Genomic DNA, 14,747 nt, shown 5'->3' with positions numbered 1-14,747 from the left:
CTCGCCGAGGACCCCCGTCACCGGGGCCCTCGCCGTCCCCTCGCGGCGGATCACCGAACACAAGCGTGATCAAACGGACACGTCACGTCAACACCGGATCGGCGATTTGCCGCCTCCGCCCCATTTGAGACAGCGCGAATCGAAGCACGGACCGGCGCATTCGGCCACTACGGCAGCCGCGTACAGCGCTTTCGTGCATAGATGCACGAAAGTGTGCGCGGCCCCGGCGCGACAGACGGAGGCGCTAGACCGCCTCGTAGGCGAAGTCCTCGTAGGCCGGGTACGCGACCCGCGCGGAGCCGGTCGCGGCGCAGCGGTCGACCTCGCACCAGATGCGTTTGCCGGCGCCCTCGGGGTTCCAGCCCCAGCGGTCCGCGAGGCCGTCGACCAGTTCCAGGCCGCGCCCGTTGGTCTCGTCGCCCTCGGCGTGCCGGGGGATCGGCGGCCGGGCGCTGGAGTCCGCGACTTCGAGGCGCACCGTGGCGGCCTCGCCGCCGCCCGGCAGGCACAGCCGCAGCACGGCCGGACAGCCGGTGTGCACCACGGCGTTGGTGACCAGCTCGGAGACGAGCAGGATCAGCGTCTCGGCGAGCGGTTCATCGGCCTCTATGCCGGAACCCGCGAGCCGGGAACGGGCCCAGCGCCGGGCCCGCCCCACCTCCGCGGGGTCGGGCCGGATCTCCAGTTGCACTTGAAGCACCTGCACCGCTCACACCATCCGAACCGGCGGACACATCGCCTCGCGCCTCACAAGGGCCACGATCGTGGCCATTTTCTGCATGGCCAGAACAAGGATCACGGAACGTGATTCCCTTGCGAGACAGCATGGTTGACGTACAGTCACCCCAACAAGCGCTTCGGGCATATTCCAGCGCGAAGGAGTACGTGTGCGGCATACTGTGCGACGCTCGCCACGGGGAGTCGAACAGGCAGGTACGGGGATTCGTCCTGCCTCGCGAGCGGCGCGCATCGCCGTCTCCGGCGCCGCCTCTGGGGCAACACCGGGCCGGCTCAGCCTCGGAACCACTCGCATCCCACACAAGGTACCGGAGCCCGGCGCCGACTCCGGGCCGTGACGAGTCGCGCCGAGGACACAACCCGGTATCGACGCTCCGTGATTCCGCCGTGCCACGATCCGCGGCATGCCTTTCCGCCGTTTCCGCGCCGCCGCAGGACAGCGGGCCCGTCAGGCCGGTCCGGCGGCGAGGTCGTCCGCGAGCAGTTCCTCACTCTGTGTGCCGCCGCCCGTACGGTGGGTCCGGGTCCAGGCCCGCTTGAGGTGCAGATGGACGTCGGACTCCCAGGTGAAGCCCATGCCGCCGTGCACCTGGAGGCAGTCGCGGGCGCCGCGTACGGCGGCCTCGTCGGCGAGCAGCCGGGCTGCGGCGATGTCGGCGGGGCCGGCGGTGACGGCGGCCGCGTAGACGGCGGCGCGGGCCAGCTCGACCCGGACGAGCATGTCCGCGCAGAGATGCTGGACGGCCTGGAAGGCCCCGATCGGGCGACCGAACTGCTCGCGGGTCCGGGCGTGTTGCACGGCCGTCCGGCAGGTGCGGGCGGCGCTGCCGATTTGTTCGGCGGCGGTGAGGAGGGAGACGAGCGGGGCGTCGGCGGGGGGCGGGCCGGGGGGCCGGCCGGGGGCGGCGGGCAGCCGGTGCAGCGGGGTCAGCGGGTCGAGCGGCTCCAGCGGTTCGGCGCCCGCGGTGTCTCCGCGGACGACGTCGGCCTCGTCCAGCCACTCCACGAGCGCGCCGTCGGCGGCCGTGACGACCGCCTCGCCGGTGGCGGCGCCGGGCACGGTGCCCGCGGCGAGGTGGGTGGCGATGAGCGGGCCGGGCAGCAGGACGCGGCCCGCCTCCTCGAAGGCCAGGACGGCCTCGGGCAGGCCCTGTCCGACGCCGCCGTCCGCCTCGGGCAGGCGCAGCGCGAAGAATCCGGCCGTGCCGAGTTCGCGCCACAGCGCCCGGTCGAGAACCCGTTCGCCGGGCGTCCCGGCCCGGCCGGCCGCCGCGCGCAGGGCGGCCGGTCCGAACCGGCCTTCCAGCAGCTCCCGTATGCCCTGCCGCAAGGCCCGCTGGTCGGAGCTGAGTTGGAAGTCCACGGCCCGGCTCATCTCCCCCTCGGCAGGCCGAGGATGCGCTCGGCGACGATGTTCCGCTGGATCTGCGAGGTGCCGGCCGCGATCGTGTACGACAGGGCCGACAGCCGGTCCCGGGTCCACTCGCGGCCGAGGTCGAGCGCCTCGGGGCCGAGCACCTCGGCGGCGGTGTCGTACAGCTCCTGGCGGGCCCGCGAGTAGCTCAGTTTGAAGACGGACGCGCCGACGCCGGGCACTCCGCCGGTGCGCTGGGCCTCGCCCACGTTCCACTGGGTCAGCCGCCACAGCGCGCGGAAGCGGGCGTTCAGCCGGCCGAGCCGGCGGCGCAGCCCGGGGTCGTCATAGCGGCCGTTCTTCCGTGCCTCGCGCGCCACCTCGGCCAACACCCGGCGGCAGGCGACGACTTCGCCGACGAAGGCGGTGCCGCGTTCGAAGGACAGGGTCACCATGGTCACCCGCCAGCCGTCGTTCTCCGCGCCGACGCGATGGGTGAGCGGGACGCGCACCTCGTCGAGGAAGACCTCCGCGAACTCGGTGGAGCCCGCGAGGGTGCGCAGCGGGCGGACGGTGACGCCGGGCGCGTCCATGGGCATCGCGAGCCAGGTGATCCCCCGGTGGCGGGGGGCGTCGGGGTCGGTGCGCACCAGCAGTTCGCACCAGTCGGCGACCTCGGCGTGGGAGGTCCAGATCTTGGAGCCGCTGACCACGTAGTGGTCGCCGTCGCGCCGGGCGCGGGTGCGCAGCGCGGCGAGGTCGGAGCCGGCGTCCGGTTCGCTGAAGCCCTGGCACCAGACCTCCTCGCCGCGCAGGACCGGCGGCAGCCAGCGGGCCCGCTGGCCGGCGCTGCCCTCGGCGGCGATGGTGGGACCGGCGTGCAGCAGGCCGACGAAGTTGGCGCCGACGTAGGGGGCGCCGGCCTTCTCGGTCTCCTCCAGGTAGATGAGGTGCTGGGTCGGGGTGGCGCCCTGTCCGCCGGCGTCGACGGGCCAGTGCAGGCCCGCGTAGCCGGCGTCGTAGAGCCTGCGCTGCCAGCCGAGGTCGTAGGCCCGGCGGGCGGGCCAGTCGGCGGGGGACGGCTTCGGCGGCAGCGCGGGGAGGGCTTCGGCGAGCCAGCCGCGCAGGCGGACCCGGAACTCCTCCTCCTCGGGCGTGTACGTCAGGTCCACTACAGGTCCAGGTCCAGCATGCGGATCGCGTTGCCGCGCATCAGCTTGTGGACCGTCTCGTCGTCGAGGCCCTTCACGTGGTCGAGGGCGACCTCCTTGGTGTGCGGGAAGGTCGAGTCGACGTGCGGGTAGTCGGTCTCGAAGGTGGCGTTGTCACGGCCCACGACGTCCAGCGAGGCGACGCCGTGCTTGTCGCGGAAGAAGCAGCAGAAGATCTGCCGGTAGTAGTAGGTGGAGGGCGGCTCCGGGATCAGGTCCTTCACGCCGCCCCAGGCGCGGTGCTCGGACCAGACGTCGTCGGCGCGCTCCAGGGCGTACGGGATCCAGCCCATCTGCCCCTCGGAGTAGGCGAGTTTGAGCTGCGGGAACCTGACGAGGACGCCGCTGAAGAGGAAGTCCGTCATCGAGGCCATCGCGTTGTTGAAGGAGAGCGAGGCCTGCACGGCGGGCGGGGCGTCGGGGGAGGCGGCGGGCATCTGCGAGGACGAGCCGATGTGCATGTTGACGACCGTGCCGGTCTCCTGGCAGACCGCGAAGAACGGGTCCCAGTAGCCGGAGTGGATGGAGGGCAGGCCGAGGTAGGTGGGGATCTCGGAGAAGGTGACGGCCTTGACGCCGCGGGCCGCGTTGCGGCGGATCTCGGCGACCGCGAGGCCCACGTCCCACAGCGGGATCAGGCACAGCGGGATCAGCCGGCCGCCGCTGTCGCCGCACCACTCCTCGACCATCCAGTCGTTGTAGGCGCGTACGCAGGCGAGGGCGACCTCCTTGTCGTGGGCCTCGGCGAAGGTCTGGCCGCAGAACCGGGGGAAGGTCGGGAAGCAGAGGCTCGCCTCGACGTGGTTGAGGTCCATGTCCTTCAGCCGCTCGGCGGGGTCCCAGCAGCCGGGCCGCATCTCGGCGCGGGTGATGCCCTCCAGGGTCATCTCGTCGCGGTCGAAGCCGACGGCGGCGATGTTGCGCTTGTACGGGAACTTCAGGTCCTCGTAGATCCACCAGTCCGTCGGCGGGCCCGCCGGGTCCATGGTGATCTGGTACTTGCCCGCGACGTAGGCGAGTTCGCCGATCCCGGCGGTGAGCGGGCGCGGTCCGCGCTCCCGGTACCTGGCCGGCAGCCAGGTCTCGAAGAGGTGCGCGGGCTCGATCACGTGGTCGTCGACGCTGATGATGCGGGGCAGTTCGGTCATGGTCCCCTCCGCCTGGCGTACGGGTCGGCCGGCTCGGGCCCCGGCATCGTGTCTCCGGGTGCCCCCGCCAACGTATCTGATGGGTCGTCAGATCTCTGTCCTCCAGCAGGCTAGCCCCGCGCCTATGGACCGACAAGGCGGTGAGCCCTACGCTCTGCGCACTATCTGACGGAACGTCAGGTACGCCCGTGGGTCACGGGCGCCGAGGCGAACGCCCCCGGGGGGTCGAAGTGAACGACACCGCGCACGCCCTGAGTTCCGCCCGCACGCTGTGGGAGCTGGCCGACCGGCGCGCCCGCCTCACCCCCGACCGGCCGGTCCTGCTCCAGGGCGACCGCTCGCTGACCTTCGGCGCACTGCGCGACCGCGCCGAACGGGTGGCGGCCGGCCTGTACGAGCGGGGGGTGCGGCCCGGCACGGTCGTCGCCTGGCAGCTCCCCACCCGGATCGAGACCGCCCTGCTGTCCTTCGCGCTGGCCCGCCTCGGCGCGGTGCAGTCCCCCGTCATCCCCTTCTACCGGGACCGTGAGGTCGGCTTCGCGCTCAGGGAGTCGAAGGCCGAGTACTTCGCCGTGCCGGGCGAGTGGCGCGGCTTCGACCACACCGCGATGGCGCACCGGCTCGGCGCCCGGAACGTCTTCGAGGCCTACGACGACCTGCCGGACGGCGACCCCGCCGTGCTGCCTCCCCCGCCCGCCGACGGCACGGACGTCCGCTGGATCTACTGGACCTCGGGCACCACCTCCGACCCCAAGGGCGTGCTGCACACCGACCGTTCGCTGATCGCGGGCGGCTCCTGCCTCGCGCACGCCCTGCGCCTGTCCGCCCACGACGTCGGCTCGATGGCCTTCCCCTACGCGCACATCGCCGGCCCCGACTACACGGTGATGCTGCTGCTGTACGGCTTCCCGGCCGTGATGTTCGAGCACTTCGCGCTGCCCGAGGCCCTGGCGGAGTACCGCCGGCACGGGGTGACGGTGGCCGGCGGGTCGACCGCCTTCTACGCCATGTTCCTCGCCGAGCAGCGCAAACAGCCCGGCACACCGGTCCTGCCCGCCCTGCGGCTGCTCGCCGGCGGCGGCGCCCCGAAACCGCCCGAGGTCTACCACGCGGTCGTCCGGGAGATGGGCGTGCAGCTCACCCACGGGTACGGGATGACCGAGGTCCCGATGATCACGATGGGCGCGCCGGACGACACGCCGGAGAACCTCGCGACCACGGAGGGCCGGCCGCCGCGGGGCATGGAGATACGGATCGTGGACGCGGCGGGGGCGCCCCGGCCGGCCGGTGCCGACGGGGACGTGCGGCTGCGCGGCGAGGCGGTGTGCCGGGGCTATCTGGACCCGGCGCAGACCGCGGAGGCGTTCGACGAGGAGGGGTTCCTGATCACGGGGGACGTCGGGCATCTGACGGAGAGCGGGCATCTGGTGCTCACCGGGCGGGTGAAGGACATCATCATCCGCAAGGGCGAGAACATCTCCGCCAAGGAGATCGAGGACCTGCTGCACCGGCACCCGGCGGTCGGGGACGTCGCGGTGATCGGCCTGCCCGACGCGGAGCGCGGCGAACGCGTCTGCGCGGTGGTCGAACAGCCCCCGGGCTCCCCGAGACTGACGCTGCCCGCCCTGACCTCGTATCTGCGCGCCGAGGGTCTGGCCGTCCACAAACTCCCCGAGCGACTGGAGGTGGTGGACGCCCTGCCCCGCAACGAGACCCTGCGCAAGGTGCTCAAGTACCGGCTCAGGGAGCGGTTTTCGGAGTGAGGAACGGGGCCCCGGGGTCCGGGGCCGCTCCGGGACCGAGAGGCAGCGGGGCCACGCCGGGACCGTGAAAGGGGCCTGTTCCGGGACCGTGAAGTAGCGGGCTACTCCGGGACCGTGAAGTAGCGGGCGAAGGCGGTGACGACCTCCGTCTCGCCGACGCGGCCGTCGGTGTCGGTGTCGAGGGCCGCTGCCGCCGCCGCGGCGGTGTCCTCGTCCGCGCCGAGGGCGGTCAGGACGCGGCGGGTCTCGTCGACCGTGGCCGCGCCGTCCCCGTCGGTGTCCGCCACCGCGAGGGCCGCGTGCAGGAAGGGGCGGGCGATCTCGGCGAACCGCTCGGGGTTGTCCCGCAGCCGCTTCACCGCGCCGGTCACGAACTCCTCGCGGGTGATGCGCTGGTCCCCGTCCCGGTCCGCTATGCCGGCCATGCCCTGCCAGAACGCCTCGGCCCCGACGTAGAGGGCCTGGCCCTTGTCGGACCGGGCCGCCGTACCGAACTCGGCGAGCACGGCCTTGGCCGCCGCGTTGAAGTCCTCCCGGTCGATGTAGCCGTTGCCGTCCTGGTCGAACCCGGCGAACCGGGCGGCGATCCTGCGCTCGTACTCGGTGCTGACCATGGTGTGTTCGGACCCGCCTCACTTCTCAGCCGGCCGTGGCCGGGCCGGGGTTCGTCTGGCAGGGAGCGTACGACGCGCGGGGCGCCCCGCGAGCCGGAAACGACGGTTGTGCCAGGACCGGGGGAATTCCGGGACAACGGGAAGACGGCCGCGCCGGACCGCGCGCCCGCCGGGGGATCAGGCGGAGAGCGGCCGGGCCTGCTCGTCGAGGGCCGCGTCGACGTCCGGGAAGACGTCGAAGAGGCGGCGGACGCCGAGGGCCGCGAGGACACGGTTGACGTGGGAGCCCTCGACGGCGCCCTGGGCGGGCAGGATCAGCCGCAGCCGGCCCTGGCAGGAACGCATCAGACGGCGGGTGGCGATCAGCACGCCGACCCCGCTGGAGTCGCAGAACAGGACCCCGGAGAGATCGAGGACGATGCTGTGCCGGCCCTCCGCGACCACGTCGTGCACGCCCTGGCGCAGCGCCGGGGCGGTCACGAGGTCGAGTTCGCCCGACACCCGCAGCACGGCCCAGTCGCCCTCGTCGCGGCTCACCGCGTCGAGGCCGTGCGCGCGGCCCGTACCCGCCCTGCCGCCCGCGCCGACCTCGCTGTCGGTCACGTCGGTCACCTCGGTCACCTTGAGCGTCACCGCCACGCCTCTCGCTCGCCTCGTCCCGCAGAACCGGAAGCTTTTCGTACGCTTCCTTCCAGCGCGGCTGCCCAGCAGTCATCACGCGAAACACCGTTCCGCGGTTCCCGCGCGGGCCGCGCTTCCATGAAACACGGATCGGCTCCGGAAGAAACGCCGGTGCACGGTCGAAATCGCTCAATGAGGGGCTGGTTTCGGTCGGATACGGTCCCTGGCGGTCAAGTCCGGTGGTGGAAGCGGTGCGCTTCTACCATCCGTGGCCGGTTCGGGGGCGCACATTGGCGCAAAGGGGCGTGCGCTGTCGGACGTGCCGACTACATTCGGGACAGCAGGTGCGCCCAGGCTGGAAACAGCGGCGGGAAGCACGGACCGAAAAGCGGACCGCATGACCATCCGGCGAACGGGGACACGTCGGTACACAGGCCGGACACACCGACACACACGGACACGCACGGATACGCACCGTTCACGGACAGGCGCCGGGCACGGGCAGGGCGAGGGGGCCGCATGGCGAAGCAGGACGCACCGCCCCGCTGGGACCGCAAGATGCAGCAGCGGCTCGCACGCGGGGAGGCGGCGGCGCTCGGCGAGTTCTACGACCGGTTCGCCTCGCTCGTGCACGGCCTGGCCCACCGCGTCCTCGGCGACGACCGGGCGGCCGACGGGATCACCCGCGAGGTCTTCACCCACGTCTGGGAGAACCCCGACGCCTACGACCCCCGGCAGGGCCCGCTGCGCTCCTGGGTCGCCGGGCTGACGCACCGGCTGGCCGTGCAGCGGCTGCGCGCCACCGAGACGGCCGCGCTCGCCCAGGGCGGCCACGGCACCGCCGAGGAGCTGGAGCGCAAGGTGCGCAGCGCCTCCGTCGCCGCCCGCGCGGACTACATCGTCACGTCCATGCCGGCCCCGCTGCGCGAGGCGCTGGACCTCGCCTACTTCCAGCGCCGTGACTACCGTCAGACGGCGGCCGACCTCGGCGTCACCGAGGACGAGGCCCGCCGCCGGCTCCGGCTCGGCCTCCAGCTCCTGTCCACGGCCCACGACGCCGCCCGCACCGGCCCGCCGTCGCCGTACGGGGGCGCGCGGTGAACGGCGGAGCCGACCGCGCCGGACCGCTCGGCCACGGGGAGGACCCCGACGACGGCCGGCCCCGCGAGCGCGGCGCCGGCGGCCCCGGGGAGCACCCGCACGCGCCGGAGCGCCCGTACTCCCCGGAGCGACCGGACCCGTCCGGCTACCCGCCGTCGCCCGGCTACCCGCACTCGCCCGGTCACCCGGAGGCGTCCGGTCACCCGCAGCCGTCCGGTCACCCGGAGGGCGGGATACCGCTGCCGCGTTCCTCCGTGGAGGACACCGGGCTGCCCCTGCCCGACCCGGTCCCGGCGCCCGTCCCGTCCGCCGCCCCGGCGCCGCTCGTCCTCGAACACCACGTCCTGAAGTCGCTGCTCGGCGCCTGGGCGCTGGCCGCCTGCTCGGCGCGGGAGACGACGGCCGTCGAGGAGCACCTCGGGGAGTGCGGGGCCTGCGCGGACGAGGCGATGCGGCTGCGCGGGGCGGTCGGCCTGCTGCATCCCCCGGAGAGCCTCGACCTGGACCCGACGCTGCGCACCCGGGTCCTGGCGGGCTGCCTCGACCGGCGCCCGCCGCGCATCCCGGTCCCCGAGTGGGCCGCCGCCTACGACGCGGAGACCGCGCGGCTCGACGCGCTGCTCCAGGACATCGGCGGCGCCGAGTGGCACGCCCCGGTGCGGCTGCGCTGGTTCGACGGCCGGGCGCCCGCCGGCCGCCGTACGACGGTCGCGGGGGTGATCGCCCATCTGCTGAGCGTCGACGGCCTGGTCGCGGTCGCGCTGGGCCTGGACGACCCGCTCGGCGACGCGAGCACGCCGGGGCAGACCCCGCAGGGGCGCACCGAGACGTACTGGAGCGCCTCGCGCTTCCCGCCGACCCGGTCCGTGCGCGGCCCCTGGCGGGCGCAGAGCCATGACATCGTGCGGACGGTGTCGTTCGTCGACGGCGGTACGGCCGGCCCGGGCGCGCGGGGTTCCGGCGGCCTGAGCGTGCCGTACGGCGGGTTCGAACTGCCGCTCGGCGACGCGATGGTGGACCGCGCCTTCGAGTGCTGGATGCACGCCTGGGACATCGCGCACGCCGTGGACTACCCGTACGAGCCGCCCGCGTCCCGGCATCTCCACCGGATGATCGACCTGGCGGCGCGGATGCTGCCGGGGTCGCTGGCCGAGCGGCGCAGGGCGGGCCTGTCGGCCCCTCCGGCCCGGCATCTGGTCGCGGCGGGCGCCGAAGGCCGCAGTCTGCGGCTGGAGATCGAGGGGTCCGGGGGCGGCGACTGGCTGATCCCGCTGGACTCGCCGGGCGCGGTCGCCTCGGCCGGGCACGAGGTGGCCCATGTGGCGCTGGACGGCGTGGAGTTCTGCCGTCTCGCGGCGGGCCACGTCTCCCCGGAGGAGGCGGCGGCCGGCCAGGACGGCGACCGCGAGGCCATCAGGGACGTACTCCTGGCGGCGGCTTCGCTGAGCCGGATGTAGCGGGGGCTTCCGGGCGCCCGGCGGATAGCGGGGGCTTCCGGGCGCCCGGCGGATAGCGGGGCTCCGGGGTGGCCGGCGGACAGCGGGGGTCTCCGGAGTGGCCGGCGGACAGCGGCGGCCTCCGGAGTGCCCGTTCGGATAGCGGGGGATTCCCGGGCGCTCGGCGGATAGCGGGGGCCTCCGGAGTGCCCGGCGGACAGCGGGGGCCTCCGGGGCGCCCGGCGGACAGCGGCGGCCTCCGGAGTGCCCGGCGGACAGCGGCGGCCTCCGGAGTGCCCGGCGGACAGCGGCGGCCTCCGGGGCGCCCGGCGGACAGCGGGGGTGTCCGAGGTGGTGCCCCGGAGGTGGCAGCCCCGGGGGTCGCCACCAGCGTTCCCGGGCCGCCCTGGGGTTTCCGGCGGAGCGGCGTCCCCGTGCTGCCCCCGGGGTTTCCTGGGGCGCCCCCCGGACTGCCTCGACGGTTCCCGATGCGCCTCCGGACTGCCCCGGGGGCCGAGCGGCGCCCGGCCCCCTCCCCCGCTTACGCGAAGACGACCGTGCGGCGGCCGTTGAGGAGGATGCGGTGCTCCGCGTGCCACTTCACCGCGCGGGCCAGCGCCTGGCACTCGACGTCCCGGCCGATCGCGACGAGCTGCTCGGGGGTGACGTCGTGGCCGACGCGCTCGACCTCCTGCTCGATGATCGGGCCCTCGTCGAGGTCGGCGGTCACGTAGTGCGCGGTGGCGCCGATGAGCTTCACACCCCGGGCGTGCGCCTGGTGGTACGGCTTGGCGCCCTTGAAGCTCGGCAGGAAGGAGTGGTGGATGTTGATGATGCGGCCGCTGAGCTGCTTGCAGAGGTCGTCCGAGAGGACCTGCATATAGCGAGCGAGGACGACCAGTTCGACGCCCTGCTCGCGCACCAGCTCCAGCAGTTGCGCCTCGGCCTGCGCCTTGGTGTCCTTCGTCACCGCGATGTGGTGGAAGGGCACGTCGTAGGAGCCGACCAGCTCGGCGAAGTCCGTGTGGTTGGAGACGACGGCCGCGATGTCGACGGGCAGGGCGCCGATCCGGGCGCGGAAGAGCAGGTCGTTCAGGCAGTGGCCGAACTTGCTGACCATGAGGACGATCCGCATCCGGTCCTCGGCCCGGTGGATCTGCCAGTCCATGTGGAAGGCGTCGCCGATGGCCGCGAAGCTCGCCCGCAGCTTCTCCACCGTCACCGGGGACTCGGCGGAGAAGTGCACGCGCATGAAGAACAGGCCGGTGTCGTGGTCGCCGAACTGCTGGCTGTCCTCGATGTTGCAGCCGGTCATGAACAGATAGCTCGACACGGCGTGCACGATGCCCTGCTTGTCGGGGCAGGACAGGGTCAGGACGTACTGCTCGGCGGCGGGCGCGCTCCCGCGGACGGACGGCTCATTCATGCGGCACAGGGTCCCATACCGGGCGCCCGCGCCGGACTCCCGTCCCGCAGGGCGGACGCCCCGCGAGCCCCGTCCCGGGCCCTGCCCTACGCCGACCGCGTGAGGATGCGCAGGACCTCCAGGGTGCGCGGCGGGACGTCGGGTTCCTCGCCGTCGCTCGTGGCGAGCCGGACGTGTGCGGCGCGCGCGGCGTGCACGGCGTCCGGCCACGCCTGGTGGTCGAGGTAGGCGGAGACGGGGGCGTCCGGTCCGACCTGGTGCATGATCCGCAGGACGCGCAGGACGGCGGTGTCCACGAGGGCCGCCTCCTCGGAGTCCCGGAAGATCGTGCCGACGTATTTCTCGGCCGACCAGTTGTCGAGCCAGGTGTCCTCAACCAGGCGGTACACGGCGTCGGTGACGTCCCCGTACCCGTCGACGCCGGCGAGCCAGACGTCACGCTGGAAGGCGGGGTCGGAGAGCATGTGCAGCGCGGAGCGCACATTGCTGCGCCAGCGCCACCACGGCATGTCGTTCAGTGGCATGCCGCCCATGGTGGAGGAGCGACGGCCGCGACGGGAAGAGTTCTCCGAACCTTGCACGGTCACCGATCGTACGTTCCCCGCGGAAAACACGTCATCGCCCCCCGTCATTCACCTCTGCGTCATCCTCTCTTGACCACGAGTCACTCCGAGGTTCGCCGTGTGACGGAATCGTGCGTGTACATGACCGGCAGGCGACGCATGCGCACCACCTCTCCCGTTCCGGACCGCAGGCCCCTGCGGGCCGCGCTGCTGTCCGCGTGCGCGCTGACGGCGTGCGCGTCGATCGCGGCGGGCTGCGGGGTCGTGCCCGGTGTCACGGGGGGCTCCGGGGACGGCACGGTCAAGGTGATGACCTGGGCGCCGGAGAAGACCAAGGCGACCAACAAGGCCGGCATGCCGGCACTCGCCCGCGCCTACGCCCGCTGGGTCAACGCCCACGGCGGCGTCAACGGCCACAAGCTGGAGGTGCTGACCTGCAACGACCACAACGACTCCATCGCCGCCGCGCACTGCGCCGAGCGGGCCGTGGACGAGAAGGTCGTCGCGGTGGTCGGCTCCTACAGCCAGTACAGCCGCTCGTTCCTCTCCCCGCTGGAGAGCGCGGGCATCCCCTACATCGGCGGGTACGGCGTCACCGACGACGAGTTCACCAGCCCGGTCTCCTATCCGGTCAACGGCGGCCAGCCCGCGCTGCTGGCGGGCCTCGGCGAGCAGCTCGGCAAGAACTGCGGCCCGGTCGCGCTGATCCGCCCCGACACCACGGCCGGCGACCAGCTCCCGCTGCTGCTCGACTCCGGCCTGAAGAAGCAGGGGCATCCGCAGGCCGACGACCAGCGGGCCGCCGAGGACGCCAGCGAGTACTCGGGGCCCACCCGGCAGGCGCTCCAGCACGCGACCTCCGACCCGGCCGAGGTCGGCTGTGTGGTGCCCGCCCTCGGCGACCGCACCGACACGTTCATGGACTCCTTCCGGCGCGACAGCACGCGGTACCCGAAGGTCCGCACCGGCACGGTCATCGGCAGCGTCGACCAGTCGCGCGTGGACGCCACCGGAGGCAAGTCGGGCCCCTACGAGGGCTCGTACGTCACCGGCTGGTACCCGACCGCGGACGACGCGCGCTGGAACGAGATGCGGGCGGTGATCAAGGAGCAGGCGTTCGGCGACAACCGGATCGACCCGGCCGATGCCGGCGTGCAGACCACCTGGATCGCCTACACCGTGCTGAAGAAGGCGGTCGAGTCGCTGGGCCCGGGCCGGATCACCCCGCTGGCCATCCGCCGGGCGCTCGACAACGGCCTCAAGGTGGACACGGGCGGCCTCACCCCGACACTGAGCTGGCGCTTCGAGGACCTGATCGGCGCCTACGACTTCCCGCGCCTGGTCAACGCCGACGTCACCTTCCAGGTCGTCCGCGCCGGCCGCCTCGTCCCGGCCCGCCGCGGCTTCGTGAACATGTCGCGGACGCTGGAGAGCACGAACTAGGCGCTCGCCTCGGGCCAGGCGCCCGGCCCTGGCTACGCGCTCGCCCCGGGCCGGGCGCTCGACCGGGGTCTGACGGTCACCGGGCAGGAGTGCCACAGGTCCGCCCCGGCCGTGAGCAGTTCCCGTACGGCCCGTTCCTCGGCGGGGGTCCACGCGGCGTGCCCGGCGCCGAACAGCTTGTCGTAGGCGCTGTCGTGCACCGGGCCCTGACCGGGCAGCCGGTGGGTCTCGCCGAGTCCGCGGGCCAGGTCCTCGAAGAAGTTCCAGGCCTCCAGTACGGGTCCCGGGGGCACGCGGCGGCGGGCCGGGCCGGCCAGCCAGTGCTGGACCCGGGCGAGTTCCAGCGTGCCGGCGCCGGGCGTGGCCAGGGCGCGCCCGAGTCGGCTCGCGTACCGCCGTGCCTGCCGGACCGTCGTGAACACCGGCACCCGGCGGCGAGCCGCGGGCAGCGGCACCTCGCCGCGCTCCGTGGACGCCCGCGCCCGGCCGCGCTCCGTGGAGACCGGCGCCCCGGAGCGCACAGCCGGCGGTGGCAGTGTCAGCACCCGGTCGGGTTCGTCACCCTCGCCGCCGGTCCACAGGACGACCCCGCCGCGGCCCGTCCCGCGCACCCGGTACGCGTAGAGCCGGGAGCGGGGCATCAGAGCTGGGTGCGGGTGCGTTGCGTGAGCCCGTACTTGGCGGCGATGGCGTTCCAGAGGCGGGCGGCCTTCTCCTTCTGGACGGAGGCCGTGCCGCTGGCCTGGTTGCCGGCCGCGGTCTGCCCGCTGCTGCGGGCGTGGCCCTTGCGGCAGACCTTGCCCGCCTTGGCCTGGTCGGCCCAGGCCGCGTAGTGGTTGTCGGCCGAGGCGGATGCCTTCCAGGCGCTGGTGAGCGCGGCGGTCAGCTCGGCGTGGTTCGGCAGCTTGTCGACGCTGAGCGCGGAGAGCCGGGTGACCGACTGGGTGCGCTGCTTGGCGGCGTCGCGCAGGCTGGTCGCCGCCTGGTCGAGGTTCCGGCACGCCTTCACGTCGCCGACGGCCTTGATCACCGCGTCGCGGCTGCTGGTGCTGTCGGCGAGGAGCTTGTCCAGCTCGACGGCCTGCGCCTTCACCGGGTCGGCGGCGGGCGAGGAACCCTCGGTCGCCGGGGCCGTCGCGGACACCGTCTTGCCGGTGTCCGCGTTCGTGTCACCGCCTCCGCCGCCCCCGCTGAGCAGGGCGCCCGCGCCGATGCCGAGGACGATGATGCCGACGCCGACGGCCGCGATCAGCGGGATGCGCGAGCGGCCGCCACCGCCGCCGCCCGGCCCGTCGTGGTCGGCGGGGCCGCCGCGCCGGGCGGCGGCCC

At 73.6% G+C, this 14,747-nt stretch carries 13 protein-coding genes and 1 pseudogene; 4 read left to right on the top strand and 10 right to left on the bottom strand.

Annotation, left to right across the window (positions count from 1 at the left end):
- Window positions 1-244: 244 nt before the first annotated feature.
- From AB0912_RS26050 to AB0912_RS26035, 4 genes are all read right to left on the bottom strand, one after another.
- Window positions 245-706 (bottom strand): ATP-binding protein, encoded by a 462-nt coding sequence (locus AB0912_RS26050; RefSeq protein WP_366703789.1) that lies wholly within the window; start codon window positions 704-706, stop codon window positions 245-247.
- 480 nt (window positions 707-1,186) lie between these two features.
- Entirely contained in the window at window positions 1,187-2,101 is a 915-nt protein-coding gene (locus tag AB0912_RS26045; protein WP_366703787.1) for an acyl-CoA dehydrogenase family protein, read from the bottom strand.
- A gap of 8 nt (window positions 2,102-2,109) precedes the next feature.
- The gene (locus AB0912_RS26040; protein ID WP_366703784.1) at window positions 2,110-3,264 is read right to left on the bottom strand and encodes an acyl-CoA dehydrogenase; all 1,155 of its coding nucleotides are present in this window, start codon (window positions 3,262-3,264) and stop codon (window positions 2,110-2,112) included.
- Complete coding sequence (locus AB0912_RS26035) at window positions 3,264-4,451, bottom strand: amidohydrolase family protein (protein ID WP_366703782.1); 1,188 nt, start codon at window positions 4,449-4,451, stop codon at window positions 3,264-3,266. The genes AB0912_RS26040 and AB0912_RS26035 overlap by 1 nt, the downstream gene beginning before the upstream one ends.
- Window positions 4,452-4,681: 230 nt before the next feature.
- Between AB0912_RS26035 and AB0912_RS26030 the strand changes: the two genes are divergently transcribed.
- Window positions 4,682-6,214 carry an AMP-binding protein gene (locus AB0912_RS26030; RefSeq protein ID WP_366703780.1) on the top strand — a complete coding sequence of 511 codons (1,533 nt, stop codon included), beginning with the start codon at window positions 4,682-4,684 and terminating at the stop codon, window positions 6,212-6,214.
- 101 nt (window positions 6,215-6,315) lie between these two features.
- On the opposite strand, the gene AB0912_RS26025 is transcribed toward AB0912_RS26030, so the two are convergent.
- On the bottom strand, window positions 6,316-6,828 hold the full coding sequence (locus AB0912_RS26025) for an EF-hand domain-containing protein (RefSeq protein ID WP_366703778.1): 513 nt from the start codon (window positions 6,826-6,828) through the stop codon (window positions 6,316-6,318).
- Between the two features lie 177 nt (window positions 6,829-7,005).
- Complete coding sequence (locus tag AB0912_RS26020; RefSeq protein WP_366703845.1) at window positions 7,006-7,365, bottom strand: STAS domain-containing protein; 360 nt, start codon at window positions 7,363-7,365, stop codon at window positions 7,006-7,008.
- Between the two features lie 603 nt (window positions 7,366-7,968).
- On the opposite strand from AB0912_RS26020, the gene AB0912_RS26015 reads away from it, so the two are divergent.
- Both AB0912_RS26015 and AB0912_RS26010 read left to right on the top strand, forming a co-directional pair.
- Window positions 7,969-8,550 (top strand): sigma-70 family RNA polymerase sigma factor, encoded by a 582-nt coding sequence (locus tag AB0912_RS26015; RefSeq protein WP_366703776.1) that lies wholly within the window; start codon window positions 7,969-7,971, stop codon window positions 8,548-8,550.
- On the top strand, window positions 8,547-10,007 hold the full coding sequence (locus tag AB0912_RS26010; protein ID WP_366703774.1) for a zf-HC2 domain-containing protein: 1,461 nt from the start codon (window positions 8,547-8,549) through the stop codon (window positions 10,005-10,007). The genes AB0912_RS26015 and AB0912_RS26010 overlap by 4 nt, the downstream gene beginning before the upstream one ends.
- A 520-nt stretch (window positions 10,008-10,527) precedes the next feature.
- Here the strand turns inward: AB0912_RS26010 and purU are convergent.
- Both purU and AB0912_RS26000 read right to left on the bottom strand, forming a co-directional pair.
- Window positions 10,528-11,412: a formyltetrahydrofolate deformylase gene (gene purU, locus AB0912_RS26005; RefSeq protein WP_366703772.1), complete on the bottom strand. Its 885-nt coding sequence runs from the start codon at window positions 11,410-11,412 to the stop codon at window positions 10,528-10,530.
- Window positions 11,413-11,498: 86 nt separating this feature from the next.
- Window positions 11,499-11,999 carry a hypothetical protein gene (locus AB0912_RS26000; RefSeq protein WP_366703770.1) on the bottom strand — a complete coding sequence of 167 codons (501 nt, stop codon included), beginning with the start codon at window positions 11,997-11,999 and terminating at the stop codon, window positions 11,499-11,501.
- 117 nt (window positions 12,000-12,116) lie between these two features.
- Here AB0912_RS26000 and AB0912_RS25995 point away from each other — a divergent pair, with 117 nt between their 5' ends.
- On the top strand, window positions 12,117-13,418 hold the full coding sequence (locus AB0912_RS25995; protein ID WP_366703768.1) for an ABC transporter substrate-binding protein: 1,302 nt from the start codon (window positions 12,117-12,119) through the stop codon (window positions 13,416-13,418).
- Between the two features lie 32 nt (window positions 13,419-13,450).
- Here AB0912_RS25995 and AB0912_RS25990 read toward each other — a convergent pair whose 3' ends face one another.
- Window positions 13,451-14,059: a hypothetical protein gene (locus tag AB0912_RS25990; RefSeq protein WP_366703766.1), complete on the bottom strand. Its 609-nt coding sequence runs from the start codon at window positions 14,057-14,059 to the stop codon at window positions 13,451-13,453.
- A pseudogene (locus AB0912_RS25985) lies at window positions 14,059-14,747 on the bottom strand (hypothetical protein); the annotation flags it as partial. The gene AB0912_RS25990 and the pseudogene AB0912_RS25985, both read right to left, overlap by 1 nt.

Source organism: Streptomyces sp. NPDC007084 (genome assembly GCF_040703595.1).
GTDB lineage: Bacteria > Actinomycetota > Actinomycetes > Streptomycetales > Streptomycetaceae > Streptomyces.
Note: the sequence above shows the minus strand (reverse complement) of the source record. Positions and strands in the feature narration are given on the sequence as shown.

Bases quoted from the DNA above. Each gene is read 5' to 3' on its own strand.
- AB0912_RS25995 (WP_366703768.1), top strand. From the start codon at position 12,117: ATGACCGGCAGGCGACGCATGCGCACCACCTCTCCCGTTCCGGACCGC.
- AB0912_RS26015 (WP_366703776.1), top strand. From the start codon at position 7,969: ATGGCGAAGCAGGACGCACCGCCCCGCTGGGACCGCAAGATGCAGCAG.
- purU (WP_366703772.1), bottom strand. From the start codon at position 11,412: ATGAATGAGCCGTCCGTCCGCGGGAGCGCGCCCGCCGCCGAGCAGTAC.
- AB0912_RS26035 (WP_366703782.1), bottom strand. From the start codon at position 4,451: ATGACCGAACTGCCCCGCATCATCAGCGTCGACGACCACGTGATCGAG.
- AB0912_RS25990 (WP_366703766.1), bottom strand. From the start codon at position 14,059: ATGCCCCGCTCCCGGCTCTACGCGTACCGGGTGCGCGGGACGGGCCGC.
- AB0912_RS26025 (WP_366703778.1), bottom strand. From the start codon at position 6,828: ATGGTCAGCACCGAGTACGAGCGCAGGATCGCCGCCCGGTTCGCCGGG.